This is a genomic window from Pantoea sp. Morm, from assembly GCF_016643525.1.
Lineage (GTDB): Bacteria > Pseudomonadota > Gammaproteobacteria > Enterobacterales > Enterobacteriaceae > Pantoea > Pantoea dispersa.
In genome coordinates this window covers 20,691-43,376 of sequence record NZ_VOQX01000041.1, presented here as the reverse complement: position 1 = coordinate 43,376, position 22,686 = coordinate 20,691, and the positions used below count along the sequence as shown (strand labels likewise).

Here is a 22,686-nt window from a genome sequence, read left to right as displayed (position 1 = left end):
AAGAGCATGATGCAGATGAGCGTTGACCGGGTCGCCTGACCCGTACCAATTTTGCCGCGCAGCACGCCGAAAACCTGACGTGATGTTTGCAAGTACCAAACCCCAGTTCCTTGCTGGGGTTCTTTTTTGATAAATCAATGAGTTATGTGTTTATGGGGGCCTCATGGGGACCCGAATATCAAAAAAATATCTCAGGGAAATGCGAATATCAACGGAAATGAACGAAAGTTCTAAGAAAAGAAAAGGGCCCTAAGGGCCCTTGAATCACTGTCTAATGGAGAGCGCCGCATGGAGTTCCTGGCTTGCTCTACGCTGATGATCAATGTAATCAGCTAAGTCGGCAATATGCACCATTCGGGGTGCCTTCTGGCTGTCAGCAGTGCGAAAGGTTGCGATTGGTAATTTATTTTCCGCCGCCTTGCGTTCAGCAGTTGATGCTTTCATACCAAAATATTTTTCACACACATCGCTGAGCGGAACGGTTGCGGTCTCATACTCTGCCATTAACAAAAACATTGTGTTCATACATATTCTCCACGCTGGCCTGCTGCATCAGGCGTAAGTTAAATATTGCTGGTGGCAGGGATAAGCCGCTGCCAGATTGCTGACACGTATTTCGCCTGGTGAATGGCATCATCCAGTGCGTTGTGAACTTCTCCGGTAAACGGCATGTCTTTCTTCGGGTCAAAACCAACAGCGCGGCCCAGCTCGACGATCGTGCGCACGTCACGGTCATTGAAGAACTTCTACGGGCACTCAATGCTGCTGCGTTCGTATGCTGTTCTCAGGATGACGTTATCGAAGTTAGCTCCGTTGCCCCAGACCTGAACCAGATTCGCGGGGCACTCATCGATGATAAATTCGCTGAGCATGGACAGTGCCAGGCTGATATCCGTTGCGTCGCCTGTGATGGCTGCGCGGGCAGAGGATGACTGTTTCATCCACCAAATGACGGTATCAGCATCAATGCGTACGCCGGCCAGCTGCGCTGAGGTGAGGTCAACAGCGGTATAAAAGCACTGGCCGATTATGCCGGTCTGCGGCTCAAAGAATGCGGCGCCAATTGAGGCTATAGCCGCATCGGGTTTCAGGCTGAAGCCTTCCAGGTCGATCATTAAATTATTCATAAAATCCCCGCGTGACATGTCACGGTAAAATATTCAGTTTGGTCTCATGCCAGCCGCCATTAACCCAGCAGGCGGCTTCACCTTTGCAGGGACAATCCTGCACTGGCAGCTGATCACCACAGCGGCCACAGTCACGCTTTCCCAGCTCTGCGATTAACTGCTGCAGCTCAGCGTTATCTTTCCGGATGAGCAGGGTGATGTATTCGCTGAGGTCGTAGGGTTCGCGCCCTGGGCGACGAGCGGCGCAGTTCTGCGCCAGCATCGTTACTTCCTGTGCATCGAGCACCAGTTCAATCTTTGTCGCACCGGCAGCGGCCTGCCGGGCTCGCTGCGCTGCTTTGCGTTCGGCCGGAGATTTAGGCATTGGTCAATTCTCTAAGCCTGCCTTCGTATAGGCTGTCGTCGTAATAATTCGCTTTCTCCCAGGCTTCGAAGTCAGCCTGAGGAACCTCTTCGACCCTAAAAACCACGCCTACAATGCCCGTACATTTATTGATGTATTCACCGCCATCGTCCAGAGACTCATCTATCACAAGCGCTACCGTTTCCCGGAGGCATAGCAACGCACAGTGCATATCTTTGAAATGGCGATGTTCAGTCATGCATGAAGTGACGCGATAGGTGATGACTTTCGGACCTTGCTCTCTGCGTTTTTGCTCCCTTTCAATGTCGTTACGCATGTCGGCAAGTTCATGTTTATTCAGCTTCGTGTAATCCATCACTTCACCTCCACGCGCTTAAACTCAATGACCCACACCCACGGGTTAGCCTGCCAGCTGTCAGCGCCGTAGATGGATCGCCACAGACTCCGGAAACCGAGGAAATGCTTATCACCGATAACGCAACACTCAGTTGGCGCACCTTCAGCCTTCGCATCGTCTTCGCTAATGTCATTCAGCCGCTCCACACGAACGCCGGTAATCTCCAGCGTTATGCGTGAAGCCCAGCGCGGCATGTGGATGGATGGCGTCCACTTAATACGTTCATACCAACCTTCGTCTAAATCTTCCGGCTTGTGGGTTGCGCAATAGGCGATAGTTGTAGCTGTGCATAATCCGGTCGCAAACGTCTCACGCACCCACAGGCGATCACCTACTGCACCGAACGGGCAATTCCGGTAATTACCTGCGAAGACTTCGCCTACCAACTCGTTACCAGATAACTCACAACCAAAATCTTTATCGCGGATAGGAAATTTAACTGCGCGGCGCGTCTGCGTCTTGCGGCCATCCAGAACTGCACGAACCATTTCTGCGTTGAAAATCATCCCGCGCTCAGTCATGGCTGGCCTCCTTGGCTTCCTCTTCAAATTCATCTTCACCTGCAACGTTCTGGAAAGGCTCGCATGAAGAGGTGCAGCCATCGCCGTCGTCTGGGTTGGTTTTGGTGAGGTAAATCAGCCGCTGCCTGTCTTCAAGATGTGCATCGGCGATTAGCTGGTCAGTATCACGCTTCCCACGCCACCACGTATGACCCTCCCGCGCCTTCACCATGCCGTGCTTCGTTTCCATCTGGCGGTTCCATGCAAACCACTCAGGATGCTCGTGAGCGATGAGGAACAGCTTTGCATTGCTCTTCTTAAAGCAGGTCAGGCAGTTTCCGTAATGCGCCGGTATGTTGAGCTTAAACGGCATCTCATCCCAGAAATCGTTAACGTCTGCTTTTGTGAATGATCCCCAGTGGCAAAGTGGATAAACGAGGTTGTAGCGTTTAGTGGAGTCCTTTTCCATATCCGCGCGCTGAGGCTCATCAGCACGCATCCCGATCGCCGTCTTTGCACTCCAGCCGCGGCGAGCCAGGCCGACAGCTCGCATCCATGACCTGATAGTCTGCGTTTTGAGATAGTCGCTGCATTTCTGCCGCGAGATATTCGGTATGCCTTCAACGCTGATGAGTTGCTCGAATGGCTCACCGTTCCGCGACGCTGTTTCGAAGTTAACAACGCGATGCTGCATTCCAACGCCGTGTACGGGACTGGTTACACCCTCAAGCCAGACAAGATTAAGTCCGAATAACTTATCGACCTTGTCTGCAAAAATAAGTGTCTCTTCATGTTCCCGTCCGGTATTTGCAAACACAAAGTGGAAGTCGAAAGCGTCTGCGTAGTTCTGAAGAAGAAAGTCACACAGGAACGCGGATGACTGCCCGCCGGAAAAGCTGACAACCATTGGCTCTGCCATCACACACCATCCTTACCAGCATTGCCGGCGCGGAGCTGGGCGGCGAATGCCATTAGCATTTGATGACCAACAGTCGTTTTTTCAAATAAATCATTAGCGGCCACCTCAATACCTTCCGCCCGCACCGCGTTCAGGTAAGCGTCAGTGGCTGGTGTTTTTAGCGCCTGCAATGCGTCGTAAAGAAGAGACTCAGCCGGGTTAATTGAGTTCTGCACTGCGTGGTAACCAGCTGCGCTGTATTGCCCAATCAGTCGACCGATGATGTTGCAGCTGATCGGGTTTTCAGCCGCAAGCTGATCCCGTTGCTTACATGCTTCAGCAGCAGCTGCCAGCGCCGCATCGAGCTGGGTGGCCAGCGCACTGACCATCTTCGCCATATCGATCAGCGGCGTATCTGCGCTGATATTGGCTGCGAACTTGTGCCCTGCAGCGACCAGCTCTTTATTTGATAACTTCTTCAGCATGCTGGTGGCCTCAGTGGATTGAACGTGGCGCGTTATTCAGGCGCTCAGCGGCGTTCTGCGCGGTGATTGGGTTTTTAATCACGGTGCCATCAGGCATTAACCACCCGCCCAAAATTACGCTGTAGGGAAGGGTGACAATCTCGACAGTGATGTTGTCATTTGGCTTCTGCATATCGTCTCCACACGAATTCAGGTTGATGAAATCCCTTGCCGGTAATGGCAATAAATCGAAGGGATTAAACGTAAATGGCTGGTGGGTCTCTGCACTGACCCACAGCCGCGCTCTCCACACTGGAAAGAAGTTGTGATGCCGGGTGCCTCCCGGAGCTCTGGCAGAACGGGCAACATCCAGAGCGGCGACTTTAGACTTGAAGCATCGCACGATTGGAATATGTGGATGCCGGTTCTGCCGCGCTCGCACTTGGCGCCATCACCACAACGGTCAGAGCACTCTGAACTTCAACCAGGCGACCCCTCAAGGCTTTACTCTCTGGGTTTTCAGCCCCGCTTGGCGAAAGTGCTCTTACCTGTTGTGTGCCGGGCTTCCACCGGCTCCCATCTGTTTTTTAAGCCACTCAGATATCGTCTGGGCTTTGTTGTGGTGGCTGGTGACAACGTATCCAGCTCAGTGGCGCGGTGGTTTTTCATCGTAGCCGCCCGTACCTTCCGCGTTTGATCAGTCCATATGCTCGCTTAGAACGTCTCGCCTGCTTATCAATCTCAACCGTTTGACGGTCATCATCCGTCATTCACCACAACGAAAAGGGCACTTACTCCACGTCTCTAAAGCGTCCGAAAACACCCGCTTTGCAAATACCCTTGTCGTTGTGAAAAAGGGCGGTTTACCTGAAACAGAGGGAAAAGGTAGCCGCCAATCTCTCCACTAAAACGACGCCCTGAATGGTGCTGGTGCATCATTGAGTTCAACCGTCATCACGCCGGAGTCGGCATCACAGATCAGCTCAGCAGCAGGAAACAGACGCAGGAAGGTGATCAGGTTCTGAATGCTGGTGTCGGCCATGTGCTTAATCATCTTCATGCTTAACTCACGCCCAAATGTCTGGTTATTCGTTAGAGCGATTTATGCTGGCGCTCGCTTTGTTGGGTTTAATGTAGGATAACCAACAAATGAGTGTCAAGTGTGTTTGTAGGAAACCCTACATAATGTGTTAAAAAAAACCGGACATATAGTCCGGCTTGATTTGGAGGGGGAGGATCAAAACTCCATGATGACTTGCTTCACGACACCAACTATTCGGCAATTACCGTCGCACTCTATGGTTTTATAGTTTGGATTTAGAGGTACCAGATAACGATGCGGATAATCTTCAACAAACTTCTTCAACGTGGCTTCGGTGCCACCGTCAACATGCGCGACAACGATTTTGCCGTTTACTGATGCAATGTCGCTCATTTCTGGTTCGACAATGACGATCGAATCTTCGGGGATTGTTGGTTTTCCTGATGGGTTAGTCATTGAGTCGCCACGGACCCTAAGCGCAAATGCTTTTTCAGAGACTGTAGCAGTGGTGTATAGCCAAGTAATAGGTTCGTCGCCGGACATTACTGAATCAGTTGCAGTCCATGAACCAGCCTGAACCCATGATATCAGGGGCACTTGCCTGACGCTGACTGATACTGCTTTAAGCTCAGGGGGAGTGGATGGTTCACCTTTACCACTAACCAACCATGTTGGATCGCATTTCAGGGCATCAGCCAAAGCCTGCAAGTTTGCTCCGTTAGGCTGGTAATCATCCTTCTCCCAGCCAGTAACGGTCACACGATTAACACCTGCCAATTCTGCAAGTGCCTGCTGTGTCAGTTTCAATTCTTTCCGCTTGGCGCGGATGCGTTCACCCATATTCATCATGTAGGCAATCCTACCAAAATCGCAGGTAAGAATCTTGACATTCATATGTTGGATATCCTACATTGCATGGCACGCCAACCCATCAGAGGAATTGCTCACATGAGGAAGCAAGACGTAATCAAGTATTTTGGAGGTGTATGCAAAACAGCAGATGTTTTGGGCATCAAGCACCCATCCGTATCTGGTTGGCCAGAGGTAATACCCGAAGGCCGCGCATACCAGATTGAGAAGATCACAAACCGGAAGCTTAAGTTTGAGCCTTCGCTTTACAACAAGGCTACAGAGCCGGAAAGCAAAAAGTAACTACCCAAAGGAAATCATAATGGTAGCCACATTAAACGAAGCCGTTAGGCAGATGTGTAAGTCATTACCACAGGGGCGGAATGGTATGGCGGCCGCGCTGGGCATGACGATTGACCAGTTCAATAACCGACTGCACCGCAAATGCAACAGCCTGTTTTTCACAGTTGATGATCTGATGCGGATGGAAGAAATCTCCGGCACATCGTTCCTGGCAGAATTTTTCGCAAATCGCCACGGCTTAACGCTGGTGGACGTCTCAGCTGTGAGTGACGTTGATAAGGTTGAGCTGTTCGACATTGAGATGCGCGCCAATGCAGCAGCTGGAGAGCTGGCGATCGCGAAACAGATGGCGGCGGAGGACGGGGTGATCGACAAGAAAGAGCTGAAGACGCTGTCGCGCCTGTTTCAGACCAAAGTGCGCCATCAGATTCACGGCTTTCTCGGTTTTCTCGCGCTCTATGGCGCTGGTGTATCTGATCACTCGGTGGATTTGTTCATGGCTAACCGAAAAGCGGAGGTGGCTGGTGTTCAGCTTGAAGCGACAGAGATGTGAGGCGTCAGGCCCCGTAAAGGGTGACGCCCGAAGTGTGCAGCTTCGGGCGTCGGGTGCAGTTAAATCAGCGTGTGGAGATTCAACCTACATGAGCAGTTTAAGACAAAACTTGTATCGAGAGCAATTCCGTTGCCGTTTATCGGCTGGCGTCCTTGTCTATGAGCAAATCATACCGGCGGCTGATGGGCCTAACAACTACCAGAAGACTGATCGGAAGGTAGTCGAAAAGGCCTGGGCAGATTTTTACACCCGGCCAGAAGGCAAGGCGGTGAGCTGATGGAAAACGAACACATCAAACCCTGGGTGGAGCGCTACAAAGATTCGCATGGCGTCGAGGTTGAGACTATCGGCGTCGATGTCGTGAATCACCGCGTGATCTTCATGCGTTCAGGTTATCCGTATCCCTGCGCACAGCCGCGCGAGCTGTGGGGCCGTAAGTTCAGGAAGGTAGCGCCATGAGCAATTTAATTTCACTGCTTGACCGGCCAATTGCCTATCAGGCCTGCTTTGTTCGCTTTGGCGGCGTAACTGGCGCGGTTTTGCTCTCTCAGCTGGTTTACTGGCATAACCGTATGGACGGCGAGTGGTTTTATAAAACGCAGAGTGAAATCAAGGCAGAAACCGGCCTGACACGCGAAGAGCAGGAAACAGCGCGCCGCCGGCTTATCTCTGCCGGAGTCATCGAGGAAGAGCGTCGTGGAGTGCCGGCAAAACTCTTTTTCCGCGTCAAAGCTGATCACCTGGAATCGCTTCTTTTACAGAGTGCGGGAAAGCCGCAATCCAGTATGCGGGATTCCCGCATTCAAGAAAGCGGCAATGCCGCAGACAAGATTGCGGAAAAGCCGCAGGCAAGTTTGCGGGAAACCCTCTCGCCAGCGTGCGGGAATCCCGCATTCATTCATACAGTAGATTACCAAGAGACTACTACAGAGATTACTACAGAGACTGTACGTCAGGCTGCGCCTGCCCAGCAGCCGCAAATCGATTACGCAGCGATAGTGGGTTCTTATCACGAAATCCTCACGGACATGCCACGTGTCGCTGAATTCACTGACGCTCGCCGCGATAAGGTCCGGACGTTCTGGCGGAAGTTTGATTTCACACAGGAACGCTGGACGGCGTATCTGCGCTACATCGCCAGGAACTGCCGCTGGATGTGTGAAAACCGTCCTGACAAAACATCCGGGCGCACCTGGCGCAAAAAGAACTTCGACTACCTGATCACTGAGCGTTGCTATCTCGCGGTGAAAGAGGAGCGCGCTAACGATCTTCCTAAATCCGGTTCGGTCAGGGATATCACGGTCTTGCCGTCCGCTAACTACGACATTCCTGAAGGCTTCAGGGGGTAACTATGAACACAGAAACTTTGATTCTGACTCACCTGATGCTGCATAGCGGGCAGAAGCCGGGCCAGATTGCCGATGCGGTTGGACGCTCTGTCAGCACCGTTAAGAGCTCGCTTCAGGCCCTGACCACAACTGGCGATGTCTGGTATGACGCTGAAGCGCGCTATTACGCCGCTGAAGAAATGGGCCAGTGCGATGAGGCATACGCAACGCTGAGCGACAAGGCGCTGAGCCTGCAGGATAAAAATCTCTGGTACCGCGCGGCGCGCGTCTGGCTTGAAGCTCATGACGCTACCCAGCGCCCCGGACTTCGACAGAAGGCGATCATCTGCCGCGCCCAGTGTATTAAGCGCGGGAACAGCATGGCACCGAAGCCATTGCCCGATCCGCTGGTTATGGGGAATAAGCGCCGATGATAGCTGCCATCAAACGCCATTACTGGCGTAACGAGGATTTTTACCGTGGCGCGCGCATCGCGGCGCTGATGATTACCGGATTGATTATTGCCCTCGCACTGGAGCTGCAACTCAAATGACAACTTTATCTCTGATTTACAAAGACAAAGACCAGAAAGGCACCAACATCACCACGCGCAAAACCTACCTGCTGGGGGTTGACGAACTCTACATCGAGCCAGGGTATAACGTTCGCGACATTGACCAGCAGCACGTTGAAGAGTTTCGCGATGCGTTCATCGCTGGCGAGCATGTGCCGCCGCTGACTGTTCAGGTGACAGAGCAGGGCGTGAAAGTGATCGACGGTCACCACCGCTGGCACGGCGCGAAGCTGGCGCAGGCAGCGGGCCATGATATTCGCCTGGAGTGCAAAGACTTCGTCGGGAGCGAAGCCGATCGCATTGCGTTCATGGTAACCAGCAGTCAGGGCCGCGCGCTGGAACCGCTTGAGCGTGCAGCTGCGTATCAGCGTCTGGTTAATCAGGGCTGGGAACCGACCGAAATCGCGAAGAAGGTTAAGCGCTCAGTGGCTGACGTTGATCACCATCTCGCGCTGCTGACCGTGGGTGATGGCCTGATCGAGATGGTGAAGAAAAAAGAAGTCGCGGCAACGACTGCGGTTGCGCTGGTGCGTGAGCATGGTCTGCAGGCTGGGCGAGTTGCAAAAACGCAACTCGAAAAGGCAAAGGCGACCGGAAAAACCAAGCTGACGCGCGCAGCGGCAATGCCTCAATTTAGCGCAGTGCGTGCCCGTCGCCTCGTTGAACTTCTGGCTGGTACGGAGAACTTTGCTCTTGGTGACGCCTCAGCACTCAAATTAACACAGCAAATTGAATACGAAGTGCTCTCTATTCTTGAAGAGTATCGCTCAACCTGTGCCGCAGGTGTTTCTCAGCCTGCTACGACCACGGGAAGTAACAACCACGATAACAACTTAACTCCGCGAGCTGGCAACATTCTTTGGCCAGCAGAGGTTAATCATTTGTGCTCTCAGTTATTGGTTGGAAAAGAACTTCCAACAGAAATGGTTCATAAAATTAAAGCCGAAATAAACCGCAAGTTACTGGAAAAAGCTTCTGTCGAAGACATTGAAAATGTAGTTATCGAAATGGTTGTAAGCATGGAGGCGAAGGCATGAGGGAGATTATTGTTGATAACTTCGCTGGTGGAGGTGGCGCCAGCACTGGTATCGAAATGGCTACTGGTCGTAGTGTTGATATAGCTATCAATCATGACCCAAACGCTATAGATATGCATACCATAAACCACCCTGAAACTCTGCATTACTGTGAGTCAGTATTCGATATCGACCCCGCAGCGGCCACTGCGGGAGCGCCTGTGGGTCTCGCATGGTTTTCGCCAGACTGCCGTCATTTCAGCAAGGCAAAGGGGAGTACGCCGGTCAAAAAAGAAATACGCGGTCTGGCGTGGGTCGTCATCCGCTGGGCGCTTGCTGTACGTCCTCGGGTCATGATGCTGGAGAACGTTGAAGAGTTTAAAACGTGGGGGCCGCTTTTGGTTGACGAAGCGCGGCCAGACCCGGTGCGCGCCGGCGAAACCTTTGCGGCCTTTGTCGGTATGCTCAGTACCGGTGTTGCTGCCGATCACCCTGCGCTGGATGAAGTATGCGAATCACTGCAGATAGATCGCAACGGAACTTCCGCCGCGCAGTTGATTAAAGGACTGGGTTATAACGTTGAGCACCGGGAACTGCGCGCCTGTGACTTTGGTGCCCCGACCATCAGGAAGCGTTTCTTCATGGTGATGCGCTGCGACGACATAGAGATCACTTGGCCAGAGGCTACTCACGGCGATCCGAAATCTTTGGCCGTACAGGCTGGACAGCTGGCGCCATGGCGCACAGCAGCAGAATGCATCGACTGGTCACTGGACTGTCCCAGCATCTTTGATCGTAAAAAGCCGCTGGCCGAGAACACTATGCGCCGCATAGCACGCGGCATACAGCGTTTCGTCCTGGACAATCCGGCACCATTCATCGTTAAGTGCAATCATACCAGCACGAAAACATCCTATGACTGTTTCCGTGGACAGTCGCTGACGGAACCGCTTCAGACGATTACCAAAACCCATGGCTATGCGATCGTGGAACCGCAGATTGCGCCTTTCGTCGCTGGAAACGGCGGGTCAGAATATCAGGCGAAACCACGGTCGCTGGATAAACCAGCCCACACAATTCTAAAAGAGTCTCGCGCCTGTCTGGTAACCCCGTTTATTTCGCGCCAGTTTGGCGGCAGCGTCGGTCACGCGACTGATGAACCCTGCGGTACCGTGACTGCCGGCGGCGGCGGTAAAAGCGCATTGGTTAGCCCGACACTAATTCAGATGGGATATGGCGAATGTCCGGGGCAGGCGCCCCGCACATTAGACTTGAATAAACCGGTCGGTACCGTGACCGCAGGAGGTAATAAATTTGCGCTGGTCTCGGCATTTCTGGCGAAGCACTTCGGTGGGAACTATACCGGGCCCGGCGCAGCGGTTGATGCACCTGTCCACACTGTCACCACCACAGATCACCATGCTCTGGTGACCAGTAATCTCGTCAAGCTGCGCGGCACCTGCAAAGATGGCCAGCAGACTGATATGCCGATGCCGACTATTACAGCTGGGGGCCAGCACGTAGGGGAAGTTCGTGCTTTGCTCGAAGCTTTCGAGGGGGTGAATGGAAACAATAATCCGGGACGCGTGACCATTGGCGGAGTGGATTACCAGATTGTTGATATCGGTATGCGCATGCTTCAGCCACATGAACTCTATGCGGCTCAGGGCTTCCCTTCATGGTATGTGATTGACCGTGATAGCCAGGGTAATAAATTTGCGAAAGATAAACAGGTAGCCCGCTGCGGAAATGCCGTACCGCCCCCTTTTGCTGAAGCGTTGGTGCGCGCGAATCTTCCCGAGTTTTGCAACGAGAAGAAGGGAGCTGTGGCATGAAATTAATCCTGCCATTTCCCCCAAGCGTGAACACCTACTGGCGAAACACCAGGAAGGGAGTATTAATCAGCGCCTCCGGGCGCTCTTTCCGATCTAACGCGCTGGCGGACATCATGGAGCAACTCCGCCGTGCGCCTGAGCCGATTACAGTGAACGTGGCTGTTTCGGTAATTCTCTATCCGCCGGACAAGCGTCCACGCGACCTGGACAATTACCTGAAAGCAGCTTTCGACAGTCTGACGCATGCTGGCGTATGGGTAGACGATAAGCAGATTAAGCGGTTTACGGTGGAGTGGGGGCCGTTGACTAAAAGGGGTAAAACGGAAATCACTATAAATCCATACAGTGAAATCTGCAGCGATAGGTAAGAATTGTCTGTGCGGTTATGATGTTTTAGCGGCGAGGATGTGCAGAATTTTCGCCGCGGTGGTTGGTCCCGTTCGCGTGCAGGTGATGGGGCGGGGCCTAAGAAAAATCAGTGTGGAGATTACCCATGAATCAACTTTTAGTGGTTGAAGGCGTTTCCGTTCGTCGCGACTCAGTTGGTCGTTACAACCTCAACGATTTGCACCACGCAGCTGGTGGAAATGAACGTCACAGCCCTAGCCGCTGGACACGCACCGAACCCTTTAACGGCTTAATTTCCGAGCTAACGCCAGATATGGCGTTTGCCCCTGCTGACATTAACCGGGGAGGGATTATGCCGGCCACGTACCTTTCCAAAGAGCTGGTTTGCTCGAAAGCGCTCCCTTTCTTGCTTGTAACAGTGCACTGAGGTGTCGATGCGAGCATTACTTACACCGGAAGTCGCCCCGCGCACCGGCATTGTGCTGTTCAAACCCGGCAGCGACCTGATGGCCCTGTTTCGTGGGCGCGTGCTGATCACCGTTCCGCCTGGCGACATGGAAAATTTGCCATCCGGACGGATTAATGACAGCGCGCAGCCACTGCTCGATGATCAGCAACTGGCGGAATTCTTTGCCAGCGAAAGGGTGATCACCGCTGCTGGCGGCATGGTGGCGCTGAGAGGGTGGCTGGAGGGTGTCACATACTGCCAGTGCGAAACGGAAGACGGCTATCACTACCACGAACTGACAACGCTCGACGTTGGCACCGGGGCAATCAGCGTCTGTCACCATCATGACAACCTGCTGCGCCAGAACGGCGTACCGCAGTCGCTGGAAGCCACAGCAGCAATCAACGTGGCCGCCTGGGTGATCAGCGCCGCCTGCAATCAGATGGGGCTTGGCCGTGATCACCTCATGACGCTACCTGAGCTGTGCTGGTGGGCGTCACTGAGGAGAGTTATTGACCTCATACCAGAAGCGCCGGCGCGCGTGGTGCTGCGGATGAAAAAGAAATCGGTGCTAACCGGAGCCATTCGCGAAGCGGCCATTACACCGGAGCGCTCAGGGCGTGAAAACCTGCAGGATGCCGGGGAAGTGGTTAAGCAGGTGATCACCCTGCAGGCGGACCCGGACTCACCTGAATCGTACATGGTACGCCCGAAGCGTAAGCGCTGGGTAAACGAGAAGTACACGCGCTGGGTAAAAGCGCAGAGCTGCGCCTGCTGCAATAAGCCGGCAGACGATCCACACCACATCATCGGACATGGACAGGGAGGAATGGGAACAAAGGCACATGATTTATTCGTGATACCGCTGTGCAGAGCGCATCACGACGAGCTACATCGCTCACCGTCAGATTTTGAAGAGAAGTATGGCAGCCAGATAGAGCTGCTGTTCCGGTTCCTCGATCACGCGATTGCAGTCGGTGTGATTGGGTCAGACAAAAAGTAAAAGTGTGGAGAAATAATTATGCGTGACATCCAACTTGTATTAGAGCGCTGGGCCGGTTGGGCACGTTCAGAACATAGCGGTGTGGATTACTCGCCAATTGCCGCCGGGTTTAAAGGGCTGCTGCCGCAGAGTTCAAAATTGACCCTGTCATGCACAGATGATGATGGCCTTGTTATTGAGTCATGCTTGGCTAAGTTGCGCAGCCGTCGTCCCGATGAACACGAGTTAATTGTGCTGCATTACTTTTACAACATTTCCAAGCGCAAGCTGGCGCAACGAGCTAAATGCGACGAGAAGTTGATACGAATCCAAGTACAAATGGCCGAGGGTTTCATTGAAGGTTGCTTGGCTTGGTTGAATGTTAATCTTGATATGGAAATTTAGAAAAATCATCAAGGCTCAACATTAGAGCCTTGGTTAAATTATTCAAGCTGAATAACTTCTTCTAATGATACCCTGTGGTCATTAGCTAAATCTTTTATGAGGCTAATTCTAAACGGTATCCCTGGCTCAAGCTGAGGATAAATTATATATGCTTTATTTTCCCCTAGTCCAATCATTTGTGCTTCATTAACTGCTCTTATGTATGGGTGTTTTTCTAGTGCACTAATAAAAGATAGGAAGCCATCTTGGTTAGGGTCTACCTTGATATATATTTGGCCCTTCGAATTTTCCTTTTTAGTAAAGTACCTAACCTTGCCAATTGAGGTGTCGTTAGAGTATGAGTTTGTCATTGATGTTAGTCTGACTATTTTAGATATCGACTCTTCAATATCGTCTAATCTTTTTGCAATATATTTCTCAGCTGTTGGGGTTTCTACAGACTCCTTGATTATTAAGGATTCAGTAACTCTGTATATAGGATTGTCAGGATTTCCATCTCTCATCGCCTCATCAATTGAAATGTCAAGCTTTGGCATTAATTCCCATGCGCCAGCCATGTCATTTTTATAGAAAATGGTCCTTTCATCTGAAATGTCAAAAGGAAGGGTAGTGTTATCCTCAGCAATAGATATAACGGGTCTTCTTATAGCGTGCCTAACTGCAAGCTCGTACATAACATTAGGATTTAATTCGGTGAGGTTTGTAATAACTAAATCATCTTCCAAGAGATGTTTTATAATTTGCTTTGTGATTGAACCTAAAGTTGATATCTCATGAGCTACAAAAACTTCAAATCCTTTTTTTTCAAGTATGGGTCTGATTACGGTATCTAAAATTCCCTGAGCTTTTCTGCGAGTATCTGAGTCGGCAGCACCTATAGGTGTGACTACAAAGCAACTAAACTCTTTGTTTTTGGGTGTGTTTTCCATAAAGTTCCTGTATGAGTCGATTTTTTTGAAAATTTTAGCAAATAACGTTATCGCGGTCCGCAAAAATCTGTGTAATGTGATAAGAGTTGTTACTACGAAGTACTGCTTATCCAGCTTGCATTCTCCTTTTCTCGTTTCCGCACAATACCAAAGGCGCACGCGTATGACGGGCTCATTACCCAAACCATGCGGGGACTGCACATCCCTGCGCGCCTTTCATATTGTGGCGAAAACCTGAGCCTATCAGGGTGACACACCAGACAATCCCCGGTCATGACGATGACAGTAATTACCGCTTAGCGTCGGGGAATTATTCAAAAGCCAGCCTGAGAGCTGGTTTTTTCGTTTTTGCGCCCAGCCAATCAGCGACAGATGACCTTCACCGGAAGTGGCTGAGGCGCATTTTTATCACCCACAGCAAGCCGCCATCATACCGGTGGCGGGATTAAGTGCATGCCTCCAGAAAAAGACCCGGGCTTTTGGGCCACAGTGATGCTGTGGCTATACGCCCACAAAACAGAATGGGGATATGCCGGGGTAGCAGGCATGTTTTCACTCCTTCGAAGTGCATATGCAAAAAGCCCGTGGAGCAAGCGGGTTCTTGATGCTGTTTCCTGCAGCGCGCTGGCATTCTTTGCGGCACCAACGTTGCAGGTTGCTGGCGCAATTCTTAACTGGAACATTCCTGACGCTGCTGCACAGGTATTTGCGGTTTACATCGGGTATGTCGGCAACGACTACATAAGCGAGAAGCTTCGCGGATGGATTGCCAGAAAAACGGGAGATACAGATGCAAACCAGCAATAACGGCATAAACCTGATTAAGCGCTTTGAGGGGTTACGCCTGGAAGCATACCGCGACAGCGTTGGCATCCCGACTATCGGCTATGGGCATACTCATGGCGTGAAAATGGGTGACGTCATTACAGGAGCTCAGGCCGATGCTTTTCTTCGGGAAGACCTGCAGGTTGCAGAGCTGATCATTAACACAAACGTGAAGGTAAGGCTGACGCAGGGCCAGTTTGACGCTCTGGCATCGTTTGTATTCAATCTCGGTTCGGGAAACTTCGTAAAATCCACTCTGCTGAAGAAGTTGAACACTGGCGATTTTTCCGGTGCCGCTGGCGAATTTGGGAAGTGGGTTAACGCTGGTGGGAAAAAGTTACCTGGACTCGTTAAGCGTCGCGCTGCAGAGCGGGAGGTATTTCTCACATGAACCCAATCTCAATGCTCAAAAACTTTGCGCCAGCGATTGTGATAGGCCTTATCTGTCTGGCGCTCTGGATGCTTAACGCCCGCAGCTCTCAGCTTGAGGCGACCAACCAGCGCCTTGAGAAGCTGGCAAACAGCAAAGACGAGCAGATTAATGACCTCCGTTCAAAGAATGATGATCTTGCCACCAGCGTGGACAACCTTGCTAAGGCAGTGGACCGGCAAAACGTGGTTATGCAGCAGGTTGCAGATCAGCGTGCCACAACAGCAGAGCAAAACAGGAAATTGCAGGATGAAATTAAGCGTTATCTCGCAGCGGATAAATGTGCTGCTGCTGCTGTTGACAGTCGCGCAGTTGAGCGGCTGCGGGACGCCGCGAAATCAGCCAGTGGAGTACCGGACGATAAAGCAGCCCCGGTTAAACCTGCCAGCCGAACTGACCAGCCCGATAAAGGCACCGGAACCCGCTAGCGCAATGAGCTATGGCGATTCAGTTGAATTGAACGTAGTGCTGTATGGCATTGTGGGGCAATGCAACATCGATCGCGCTGCTATCAGGAAAATAGAATCCTCCGACAAGGGATAACGGTTAGCCACGCTGTGAAGCGTTGCGACACTGTGAGATTAATTCGCTTCACTCAGATAAATCCTAACGTTAATGTGTAGCCTCCACTTATGAAAAGGAGGTTGTATGTTAGAAGGCTATTACGATTTAGACGGTGAGAGAGGCACTAACGTGGCTACTAATCGCAAAAGGCTATTAGCCATGCAGGCCGCATTGGAAATTGCCAAAGCTTCCGCTGGGGCTGCTGCAGGGCAAGCTAATGACAGTAAGCTCAAGTTCGATTTACGTCACGCCACTGAGGCGATCGAAAGTCTGGCTGATGCTATTCAAAAAGCACTCGATAAATAGATATCTAATTAAAGCCGCCTCCGGGCGGTTTTTATTTTGTGCTGAAAACTGCATTCACTGAGTTCACTTTTCAGCATAAACACAATGAATCATCGGCTGGTGGTCTCACCATTGCCGAGGGTTATATGCATCTAAATAGCAGGAAACTCTGAATGGACGTTGTGATTGATGGTGTTCGATACGCGCCAGTGACAAACCGAGCTTCAAATATCGGCATTGCCATCAGCACCCACAATCGCCACGAAGTGATTTCACGCGCCATCGACCACCACCTGAAGTTTTTGCCAGCCGGCGCGCTGGTGGTTGTGATTGATGACGGTTCATCGAAACCGGTGACCGTACCCGATGGCGTGCAACTAATTCGCTGTGACATGTCACGCGGTATCGTTGCCGCGAAGAACGCCAGTCTGGAAGCACTGATAGATGCCGGCTGCGAACATCTGTTCCTGTGGGACGATGACGCATGGCCTGTCGCTGGTGGCTGGGAACGCCCATACATCGATTCACCTGAGCCGCATCTGGCTTATCAGTTTCAGGACTTCGCCACCGGCCATAAGCTGAACGATATCGCAGTGCTGTATCGGGATGAGAAACACATCGCCTACACCGGCCAGCGCGGCGTGATGCTTTATTACCACCGCTGCGCGATTGAAAAGGTTGGTGGCTTTGACCGTGTCTACGAGCGCGGCATGTATGAGCATTCCGACCTGGCATTACGCATCCACAACGCTGGGCTGACCAGCTGGGCATTCGCTGACGTGGTCGGCTCAGATAAGCTGATTTACTCGCTTGATGAGCATCAGGCCGTAGAGCGATCGGTACCGAAGCCGGATCGTGAAGCGCAGGTGAAACGAAACGTCACTATCCACAATGGCCGGCGCGATTCTGGTTATACCGGCTATGCAGAGTACCGGCAGCAACGGAACGTGGTGATCACCTCGCTACTGACCAGCCAGCCGGACCCGCAGCGCGGCACCAAAATGACAGCCTCAGCTGATGTGCTGGCTAAGTGGGCAGCATCATTGCGCGGCTGTGCTCGTGTTGTTCTGGCCGATGAGCTGGAGACAGCACCCGCTGATGCTGAGCTGTGGCGCGTTCCTGACGTGTCGATAAATGTTTACTTCCGGCGCTGGCTCCATATATGGCAGCACCTTCGCGATCACCCTGAATATCACTTCGTCTGGTGTACCGATGGCACTGACGTTGAGATGCTGCGCGCGCCGTGGGAAGAAATGAAAGAGGGCCGGATTTATGTTGGCTCTGAACCCAAAACCTACGCTGATTCGTGGGCCAAGCAACACCATCCCGAGGCAATCTATCAGGCGTTTCTCGCTGAGCACCAGCACGATGTGATGCTTAATGCAGGTCTGTTGGGTGGCAGTCGCGCTGACGTGATGGCTATTGCTCACGGCATTGTGCGGCTCTATTACCACATTGAATCGCTGCGCTTCTGGCAGAAGGAGAAGGCCGCTGCTGCCGTTGGTGACATGATCGCTTTTGGCATAGTGGCGCATCGAAACGCTGACAGGCTGGTGACAGGCCCGCGCGTGCACACAGTGTTTAAGTCAGAAGGCATCGGTAAGGAGTTAGCCTGGTGGAAGCACAAATGAAGTTTGTGGTGGTAGGCCATCACTCGCGCCGGCATCAGGCTGAACAACTGGCGTGGTCGCTGCGTGCTCATCTGCTAATTGACGAAGGCCAGCATGGCGCGAACTGGAATCACCGGCGCGCTATCGAGTGGGCGAGTGAGCAGAGCTGCAGGGTGGTGATCGCTGAGGATGATGCGCTGCCGGTGTCTGGCTTCACCGATAAGGTTGCTGACTGGCTGGCGAGATTCCCCGACGACCTGCTGAGCTTTTATCTCGGCACCGGCAGGCCGCCACAGTATCAGCTTGAAATAGCGATGAAGCTTATCGAAGCAGATAAGCGTCAGGGTGAGTACATCACAATGAACCGGCTGATTCATGGCGTCTGCTACAGCGTGCCACAGTCGAAGCTGCAGCAGGTCATCAGCCGCTGGAATCACGGAGCACCAGCTGATTACGCAGTGGGTGATGCGTGCGGTGGGCCTGTCATCTATCCCTGTTACTCACTGGTTGAACACGCCGATGAGCCAGCAGTTGAGCGGCATCCCGATAACACACTACGCACTGAACGCCGAAGGGCATGGAGGCTGCATGCCTGAACGTATTCCCCGAGCCTGCCGCAAGCGAGGTTGTGCAAAAACTACAACTGATCGGTCTGGATATTGTCCTGACCATTTAAACGAGGGCTGGACTCAACATCAGGCCGGGCAGAGCAGACATCAGCGCGGCTATGGAAGTCAGTGGGATGTGAGGCGCGCCCGTATACTCGCGCGCGACAAACACCTCTGCCAGCAGTGCAAACGAAATGGCAGAGCGACCGCCGCAAAGACCGTTGACCATATCAAACCGAAGGCACATGGCGGGACAGATGATGACTCGAACCTTGAGGCGCTGTGCTGGCCCTGTCACAAGAGCAAAACGGCACGAGAAAGACTCAAATGATAGTCATTCTCACGAAATTAGTTGCATTTGCAATTATTTCCGCATGAATGAAATCAATTATCATTTGCAGGGGAGGGCGGGTGCAAAGTTCAGGGCTCTCGCCTTAAAGGACCGCCGCCTCAGTCAATTTTTTACACCCGCGAAATATAAAATTTAACTGGAGCGTCTATGGCTGGAGCGACGGGCCGATCCGGACGCCGCGCCAAGCCGACCGCCCGGAAGTTGCTGGCAGGTAATCCGGGTAAGCGCGCCCTCAATAAAGAGGAACCTTCTTTCACACCCATCACCGGCGTTGACCCGCCAGAATGGCTCAGCGAATCCGCTGCAACAATGTGGAAGGTGGTCTCCAGAGAGCTGTGCGCGCAGGAAGTTCTTTGCGCCACGGATTTACACAACCTCGAAATGTTTTGCGTGGCCTATGCCAATGCCCGCGCGGCGCAGGTAGATGTTGCCGAGAACGGCATTACGGTAACTGGCGCGATGGGCGGCGTGATCAAGAACCCGGCGCTGACCGTGCTAAATGAGGCAATGCGCCAGATGGCCTCATTCGGCGGCATGCTGGGACTCGACCCCAGCAGCAGGCAGCGGCTGATAGGCGCAAACAAAAAACAGTCCGATAACCCATTCAAGAACCTATGACGCGAAAATCCTATCCGAACGTAAACGCCGCAAACCAGTATGCCCGTGACGTTGCGCGGGGCAGGATAGCGGCATGCCGGTATGTTATTGATGCCTGCCAGAGGCACATTGACGATTTGGCAAAAGAAAAGAGCAAAAAATTCCGCTATCGGTTTGATAAGGACCTTGCTGAGAAAGCGGCGAAGTTTATTCAGCTGCTTCCGCACACAAAAGGGGAGTGGGCATTCAAACGTATGCCAATAACCCTGGAGCCCTGGCAGCTTTTCATAGTGTGTTCAGCGTTTGGCTGGGTGCAAAAGGTGACTAAGTTGCGCCGCTTCCGTGAGGTTTACACCGAGATACCGCGCAAAAACGGCAAGTCCGCGATATCAGCCGGCGTTGGTCTCTACTGTTTCACCTGCGACGATGAATTTGGTGCCGAGGTTTACTCCGGTGCGACCACAGAAAAGCAGGCGTGGGAGGTTTTTCGCCCCGCGCGTCTGATGTGCAAGCGCACCCCGGCGCTGTGTGATGCATTTGGCGTTGAAGTGAATGCCTCAAACATGAACCGGCCCGAGGATGGTGCGCGCTTTGAGCCTCTGATCGGTAATCCCGGCGACGGCGCCTCTCCCAGCTGCGCCGTCGTTGATGAATATCACGAGCATGATTCTGACGCGCTCTATACAACCATGCTGACCGGCATGGGTTCGCGGCGTCAGCCCCTGATGTGGGCCATCACGACCGCCGGTTACAACATTGAGGGCCCGTGCTACGACAAGCGGCGCGAGGTTATCGAAATGCTCAACGGGACGGTGCCAAACGATGAACTGTTTGGCGTTATCTATACCGTTGACGAGGGCGACGACTGGACAGACCCAAACGTGCTGCGGAAAGCCAACCCGAATATGGGCGTGTCGGTTTACAGCGAGTTTCTGCTCAGCCAGCAGAAGCGCGCAATGAACAACGCCCGACAGGCCAACGTATTCAAGACCAAGCACCTGAACATCTGGGTATCCGCGCGCGCCGCCTACTTCAACCTGGTAAGCTGGCGAAATTGTGAGGATGAAACGCTGAGCGCTGAGCAGTTTGAAGGGCAACCCTGCTATCTGGGCTTTGACCTGGCCCGCAAGCTCGACATGAACAGCATGGTCAGGGTGTTTACGCGGGACAAAGACGGCAAGCGCCACTATTACTGCATTTCGCCGCAGTTCTGGGTGCCATATGACACGGTCTACAGCACTGACACCGACAGGCAGCGAACAGCTGAACGGTTTCAGAAGTGGGTAAATACCGGCCATCTGGAAGTGACCGACGGTGCTGAGATTGATTACCGGGTAATTCTGGAGGCGGCAAAAGCCGTTAACCGACAGAATCCAGTCGAGGAATCACCTATTGATCCACACGGTGCAACCAACCTGTCTCACCAACTGGCTGATGAAGGTCTGAGCCCTATAACCATCGTTCAGAATTACACCAACATGAGCGACCCGATGAAAGAACTGGAAGCTGCAATTGAATCAGGGCGGTTTCATCATGACGGTAATCCGATCATGACCTGGTGTATTTCTAACGTGGTCGGGAAAAATCTTCCCGGTAATGATGACGTTGTGCGCCCCATAAAGGAGCAGAACGAAAACAAAATTGACGGTGCGGTCGCGCTGATCGTGGCGATTGGCCGCGCCATGCTGCCAGATACCGGAGAAGACCTCAGCGGCTTCTATGACAACCCCATCATGGTGAACTTCTGATGAAAAAACAAAAACAGCCAGGCGCGGTTAAGTCTGCGCTGCTTAACTGGCTCGGGGTGCCGATCAGTCTGACAACGGGAACGTTCTGGGAAGAGTGGTTCGGAACCAGCAGCAGCGGACAGGTGGTTACGGCTGATAAGGCGATGCGCCTTTCAGCTGTCTGGGCCTGCGTCAGGCTGCTGAGTGAGTCTGTTTCAACCCTTCCTCTGAAAATTTATCAGCGGCAGGCAGACGGTTCCCGTAAGGCTGCAACGAATCATCCGGCATATTCAGTGCTGTGCCGCCGGCCAAATGCAGAAATGACCCCGTCTCGCTTCATGCTAATGGTGGTTGCCAGCATATGCCTGCGCGGTAATGCTTTTGTCGAGAAAAAATACATCGGCCCTAAGCTTGTTTCGCTTATTCCACTGTTGCCGCAGAACATGGTTGTGAAGCGGCTTGAAAACGGTGCACTTGAATATACCTACACCGAGGATAAAGCAGAGCGCGTCATACCTGTAAAAAACATCATGCACATTCGCGGCTTTGGGCTTGATGGGGTGTGCGGCATGATGCCCATGATGGCCGGTCGTGATGTGATTGGTGCAGCGCTTGCGGTAGAGCAGTCGGCAGCAAAGATTTTTGAAAACGGCATCCAGAGTTCAGGGTTTCTGTCTTCTGAAAATGCGCTGAATGATGATCAGCGTAACCGCCTGCGCAGCTATATGCAGGCCTTCACCAGCTCGAAGAACGCGGGCAAGATCATGGTTCTCGAGGGCGGTATGAAGTATCAGGGTGTCACCATGAACCCGGAAGATGCTCAGATGCTTGAAAGCCGGTCCTTCAGCATCGAAGAAATCTGCCGATGGTTTCGTGTCCCGCCGTTTATGGTTGGTCACGCCGACAAGCAGAGCAGCTGGGCTTCCAGCGTAGAGGGCATGAACCTGCAGTTCCTGACAAATACGCTTCGGCCACTGCTGGTGAATATTGAGCAGGAAATTTCACGCTGTCTGCTGGACAGCGATGATGAGTTGTTCGCTGAGTTCTCTGTGGAAGGGTTGTTGCGCGCCGACAGTGCTGGTCGATCTGCTTATTACACAACGGCTCTTCAGAATGGCTGGATGTCGCGAAATGACGTGCGTCGGCTGGAAAATCTGCCGCCGATTGAGGGCGGAGATATTTATACCGTTCAGCTTAACCTGACGCCGCTCGATCAGTTGCGTGAAAATAATGCTGGTGCTCAGGCCAGCAACCTAATGAAGCTTCACGCCTTCCTTTTCCCGGATATTCCACCGGAGCAGTCACCGCTTAAAAAAGCGGCTTAGG

At 52.6% G+C, this 22,686-nt stretch carries 32 protein-coding genes and 1 pseudogene; 22 read left to right on the top strand and 11 right to left on the bottom strand.

Annotated features, from left to right (window positions below; all coding sequences use genetic code 11):
* Positions 1-264: 264 nt before the first annotated feature.
* The 10 genes and pseudogenes from FT726_RS15460 to FT726_RS15415 form a co-directional block, all read right to left on the bottom strand.
* Positions 265-525 (bottom strand): pyocin activator PrtN family protein, encoded by a 261-nt coding sequence (locus FT726_RS15460; protein WP_238561903.1) that lies wholly within the window; start codon positions 523-525, stop codon positions 265-267.
* A gap of 38 nt (positions 526-563) precedes the next feature.
* Positions 564-1,127, bottom strand: a pseudogene (locus tag FT726_RS15455) (3'-5' exonuclease).
* Positions 1,128-1,146: 19 nt separating this feature from the next.
* Positions 1,147-1,491, bottom strand: a complete 345-nt coding sequence (locus FT726_RS15450; protein WP_346303032.1) for a hypothetical protein — start codon at positions 1,489-1,491, stop codon at positions 1,147-1,149.
* Entirely contained in the window at positions 1,484-1,846 is a 363-nt protein-coding gene (locus FT726_RS15445; RefSeq protein ID WP_346303031.1) for a DUF5448 family protein, read from the bottom strand. Before FT726_RS15445 ends, FT726_RS15450 begins: the two co-directional genes overlap by 8 nt.
* Complete coding sequence (locus FT726_RS15440) at positions 1,846-2,409, bottom strand: morphogenetic protein (RefSeq protein WP_346303030.1); 564 nt, start codon at positions 2,407-2,409, stop codon at positions 1,846-1,848. Before FT726_RS15440 ends, FT726_RS15445 begins: the two co-directional genes overlap by 1 nt.
* Positions 2,402-3,307, bottom strand: a complete 906-nt coding sequence (locus tag FT726_RS15435; protein ID WP_346303033.1) for a phosphoadenosine phosphosulfate reductase family protein — start codon at positions 3,305-3,307, stop codon at positions 2,402-2,404. Before FT726_RS15435 ends, FT726_RS15440 begins: the two co-directional genes overlap by 8 nt.
* Positions 3,307-3,771: a hypothetical protein gene (locus tag FT726_RS15430; protein ID WP_346303029.1), complete on the bottom strand. Its 465-nt coding sequence runs from the start codon at positions 3,769-3,771 to the stop codon at positions 3,307-3,309. The genes FT726_RS15435 and FT726_RS15430 overlap by 1 nt, the downstream gene beginning before the upstream one ends.
* A gap of 10 nt (positions 3,772-3,781) precedes the next feature.
* A complete protein-coding gene (locus FT726_RS15425; RefSeq protein WP_346303028.1) occupies positions 3,782-3,943 on the bottom strand; it encodes a DUF1317 family protein in 162 nt (53 codons plus the stop codon).
* A gap of 711 nt (positions 3,944-4,654) precedes the next feature.
* Positions 4,655-4,810 (bottom strand): hypothetical protein, encoded by a 156-nt coding sequence (locus tag FT726_RS15420; RefSeq protein ID WP_170264776.1) that lies wholly within the window; start codon positions 4,808-4,810, stop codon positions 4,655-4,657.
* 177 nt (positions 4,811-4,987) lie between these two features.
* Entirely contained in the window at positions 4,988-5,686 is a 699-nt protein-coding gene (locus FT726_RS15415; protein WP_346303027.1) for a S24 family peptidase, read from the bottom strand.
* Between the two features lie 54 nt (positions 5,687-5,740).
* Here FT726_RS15415 and FT726_RS15410 point away from each other — a divergent pair, with 54 nt between their 5' ends.
* The 12 genes from FT726_RS15410 (at position 5,741) to FT726_RS15355 (ending at position 13,433) form a co-directional block, all read left to right on the top strand.
* The gene (locus FT726_RS15410) at positions 5,741-5,944 is read left to right on the top strand and encodes a Cro/CI family transcriptional regulator (RefSeq protein ID WP_262257792.1); all 204 of its coding nucleotides are present in this window, start codon (positions 5,741-5,743) and stop codon (positions 5,942-5,944) included.
* A gap of 19 nt (positions 5,945-5,963) precedes the next feature.
* Positions 5,964-6,497: a YmfL family putative regulatory protein gene (locus FT726_RS15405; RefSeq protein WP_346303026.1), complete on the top strand. Its 534-nt coding sequence runs from the start codon at positions 5,964-5,966 to the stop codon at positions 6,495-6,497.
* A 276-nt stretch (positions 6,498-6,773) separates the two neighbouring features.
* Positions 6,774-6,956 carry a DUF4222 domain-containing protein gene (locus FT726_RS15400; protein ID WP_346303025.1) on the top strand — a complete coding sequence of 61 codons (183 nt, stop codon included), beginning with the start codon at positions 6,774-6,776 and terminating at the stop codon, positions 6,954-6,956.
* A complete protein-coding gene (locus FT726_RS15395) occupies positions 6,953-7,846 on the top strand; it encodes a replication protein (protein WP_346303024.1) in 894 nt (297 codons plus the stop codon). The genes FT726_RS15400 and FT726_RS15395 overlap by 4 nt, the downstream gene beginning before the upstream one ends.
* Before the next feature lie 2 nt (positions 7,847-7,848).
* A complete protein-coding gene (locus FT726_RS15390) occupies positions 7,849-8,259 on the top strand; it encodes a MarR family transcriptional regulator (RefSeq protein ID WP_150361845.1) in 411 nt (136 codons plus the stop codon).
* On the top strand, positions 8,256-8,378 hold the full coding sequence (locus FT726_RS15385; RefSeq protein WP_262257796.1) for a hypothetical protein: 123 nt from the start codon (positions 8,256-8,258) through the stop codon (positions 8,376-8,378). The genes FT726_RS15390 and FT726_RS15385 overlap by 4 nt, the downstream gene beginning before the upstream one ends.
* Positions 8,375-9,436, top strand: a complete 1,062-nt coding sequence (locus FT726_RS15380) for a ParB N-terminal domain-containing protein (RefSeq protein ID WP_346303023.1) — start codon at positions 8,375-8,377, stop codon at positions 9,434-9,436. Before FT726_RS15385 ends, FT726_RS15380 begins: the two co-directional genes overlap by 4 nt.
* Entirely contained in the window at positions 9,433-11,250 is a 1,818-nt protein-coding gene (locus FT726_RS15375; RefSeq protein ID WP_346303022.1) for a DNA cytosine methyltransferase, read from the top strand. The genes FT726_RS15380 and FT726_RS15375 overlap by 4 nt, the downstream gene beginning before the upstream one ends.
* Positions 11,247-11,618, top strand: coding sequence for a RusA family crossover junction endodeoxyribonuclease (locus FT726_RS15370; RefSeq protein WP_346303021.1), 372 nt, complete (start codon positions 11,247-11,249; stop codon positions 11,616-11,618). The genes FT726_RS15375 and FT726_RS15370 overlap by 4 nt, the downstream gene beginning before the upstream one ends.
* A 125-nt stretch (positions 11,619-11,743) precedes the next feature.
* Positions 11,744-12,025: a KilA-N domain-containing protein gene (locus FT726_RS15365; RefSeq protein WP_346303020.1), complete on the top strand. Its 282-nt coding sequence runs from the start codon at positions 11,744-11,746 to the stop codon at positions 12,023-12,025.
* A gap of 7 nt (positions 12,026-12,032) precedes the next feature.
* On the top strand, positions 12,033-13,049 hold the full coding sequence (locus FT726_RS15360) for a DUF968 domain-containing protein (protein ID WP_346303019.1): 1,017 nt from the start codon (positions 12,033-12,035) through the stop codon (positions 13,047-13,049).
* An 18-nt stretch (positions 13,050-13,067) separates the two neighbouring features.
* On the top strand, positions 13,068-13,433 hold the full coding sequence (locus tag FT726_RS15355) for an antiterminator Q family protein (RefSeq protein WP_346303018.1): 366 nt from the start codon (positions 13,068-13,070) through the stop codon (positions 13,431-13,433).
* 38 nt (positions 13,434-13,471) lie between these two features.
* On the opposite strand, the gene FT726_RS15350 is transcribed toward FT726_RS15355, so the two are convergent.
* A complete protein-coding gene (locus tag FT726_RS15350) occupies positions 13,472-14,362 on the bottom strand; it encodes a hypothetical protein (protein WP_346303017.1) in 891 nt (296 codons plus the stop codon).
* Positions 14,363-14,815: 453 nt separating this feature from the next.
* Between FT726_RS15350 and FT726_RS15345 the strand changes: the two genes are divergently transcribed.
* The 10 genes from FT726_RS15345 (at position 14,816) to FT726_RS15300 (ending at position 22,685) form a co-directional block, all read left to right on the top strand.
* A complete protein-coding gene (locus tag FT726_RS15345; RefSeq protein WP_262257807.1) occupies positions 14,816-15,169 on the top strand; it encodes a phage holin, lambda family in 354 nt (117 codons plus the stop codon).
* The gene (locus FT726_RS15340) at positions 15,153-15,578 is read left to right on the top strand and encodes a lysozyme (RefSeq protein ID WP_346303016.1); all 426 of its coding nucleotides are present in this window, start codon (positions 15,153-15,155) and stop codon (positions 15,576-15,578) included. Before FT726_RS15345 ends, FT726_RS15340 begins: the two co-directional genes overlap by 17 nt.
* Positions 15,575-16,045, top strand: coding sequence for an Rz lytic protein (locus tag FT726_RS15335; protein ID WP_346303015.1), 471 nt, complete (start codon positions 15,575-15,577; stop codon positions 16,043-16,045). The genes FT726_RS15340 and FT726_RS15335 overlap by 4 nt, the downstream gene beginning before the upstream one ends.
* Before the next feature lie 220 nt (positions 16,046-16,265).
* Positions 16,266-16,487, top strand: coding sequence for a hypothetical protein (locus FT726_RS15330; protein ID WP_346303014.1), 222 nt, complete (start codon positions 16,266-16,268; stop codon positions 16,485-16,487).
* Positions 16,488-16,639: 152 nt separating this feature from the next.
* Entirely contained in the window at positions 16,640-18,097 is a 1,458-nt protein-coding gene (locus FT726_RS15325) for a glycosyltransferase family 2 protein (RefSeq protein ID WP_346303013.1), read from the top strand.
* Complete coding sequence (locus FT726_RS15320; RefSeq protein WP_407075072.1) at positions 18,094-18,672, top strand: hypothetical protein; 579 nt, start codon at positions 18,094-18,096, stop codon at positions 18,670-18,672. The genes FT726_RS15325 and FT726_RS15320 overlap by 4 nt, the downstream gene beginning before the upstream one ends.
* Positions 18,665-19,015: an HNH endonuclease signature motif containing protein gene (locus FT726_RS15315; protein ID WP_346303011.1), complete on the top strand. Its 351-nt coding sequence runs from the start codon at positions 18,665-18,667 to the stop codon at positions 19,013-19,015. Before FT726_RS15320 ends, FT726_RS15315 begins: the two co-directional genes overlap by 8 nt.
* A 168-nt stretch (positions 19,016-19,183) precedes the next feature.
* The gene (locus FT726_RS15310) at positions 19,184-19,654 is read left to right on the top strand and encodes a phage terminase small subunit P27 family (RefSeq protein ID WP_346303010.1); all 471 of its coding nucleotides are present in this window, start codon (positions 19,184-19,186) and stop codon (positions 19,652-19,654) included.
* Positions 19,651-21,381 (top strand): terminase large subunit, encoded by a 1,731-nt coding sequence (locus FT726_RS15305; protein WP_346303009.1) that lies wholly within the window; start codon positions 19,651-19,653, stop codon positions 21,379-21,381. The genes FT726_RS15310 and FT726_RS15305 overlap by 4 nt, the downstream gene beginning before the upstream one ends.
* A complete protein-coding gene (locus FT726_RS15300; protein ID WP_346303008.1) occupies positions 21,381-22,685 on the top strand; it encodes a phage portal protein in 1,305 nt (434 codons plus the stop codon). Before FT726_RS15305 ends, FT726_RS15300 begins: the two co-directional genes overlap by 1 nt.
* Position 22,686 lies beyond the last annotated feature (1 nt).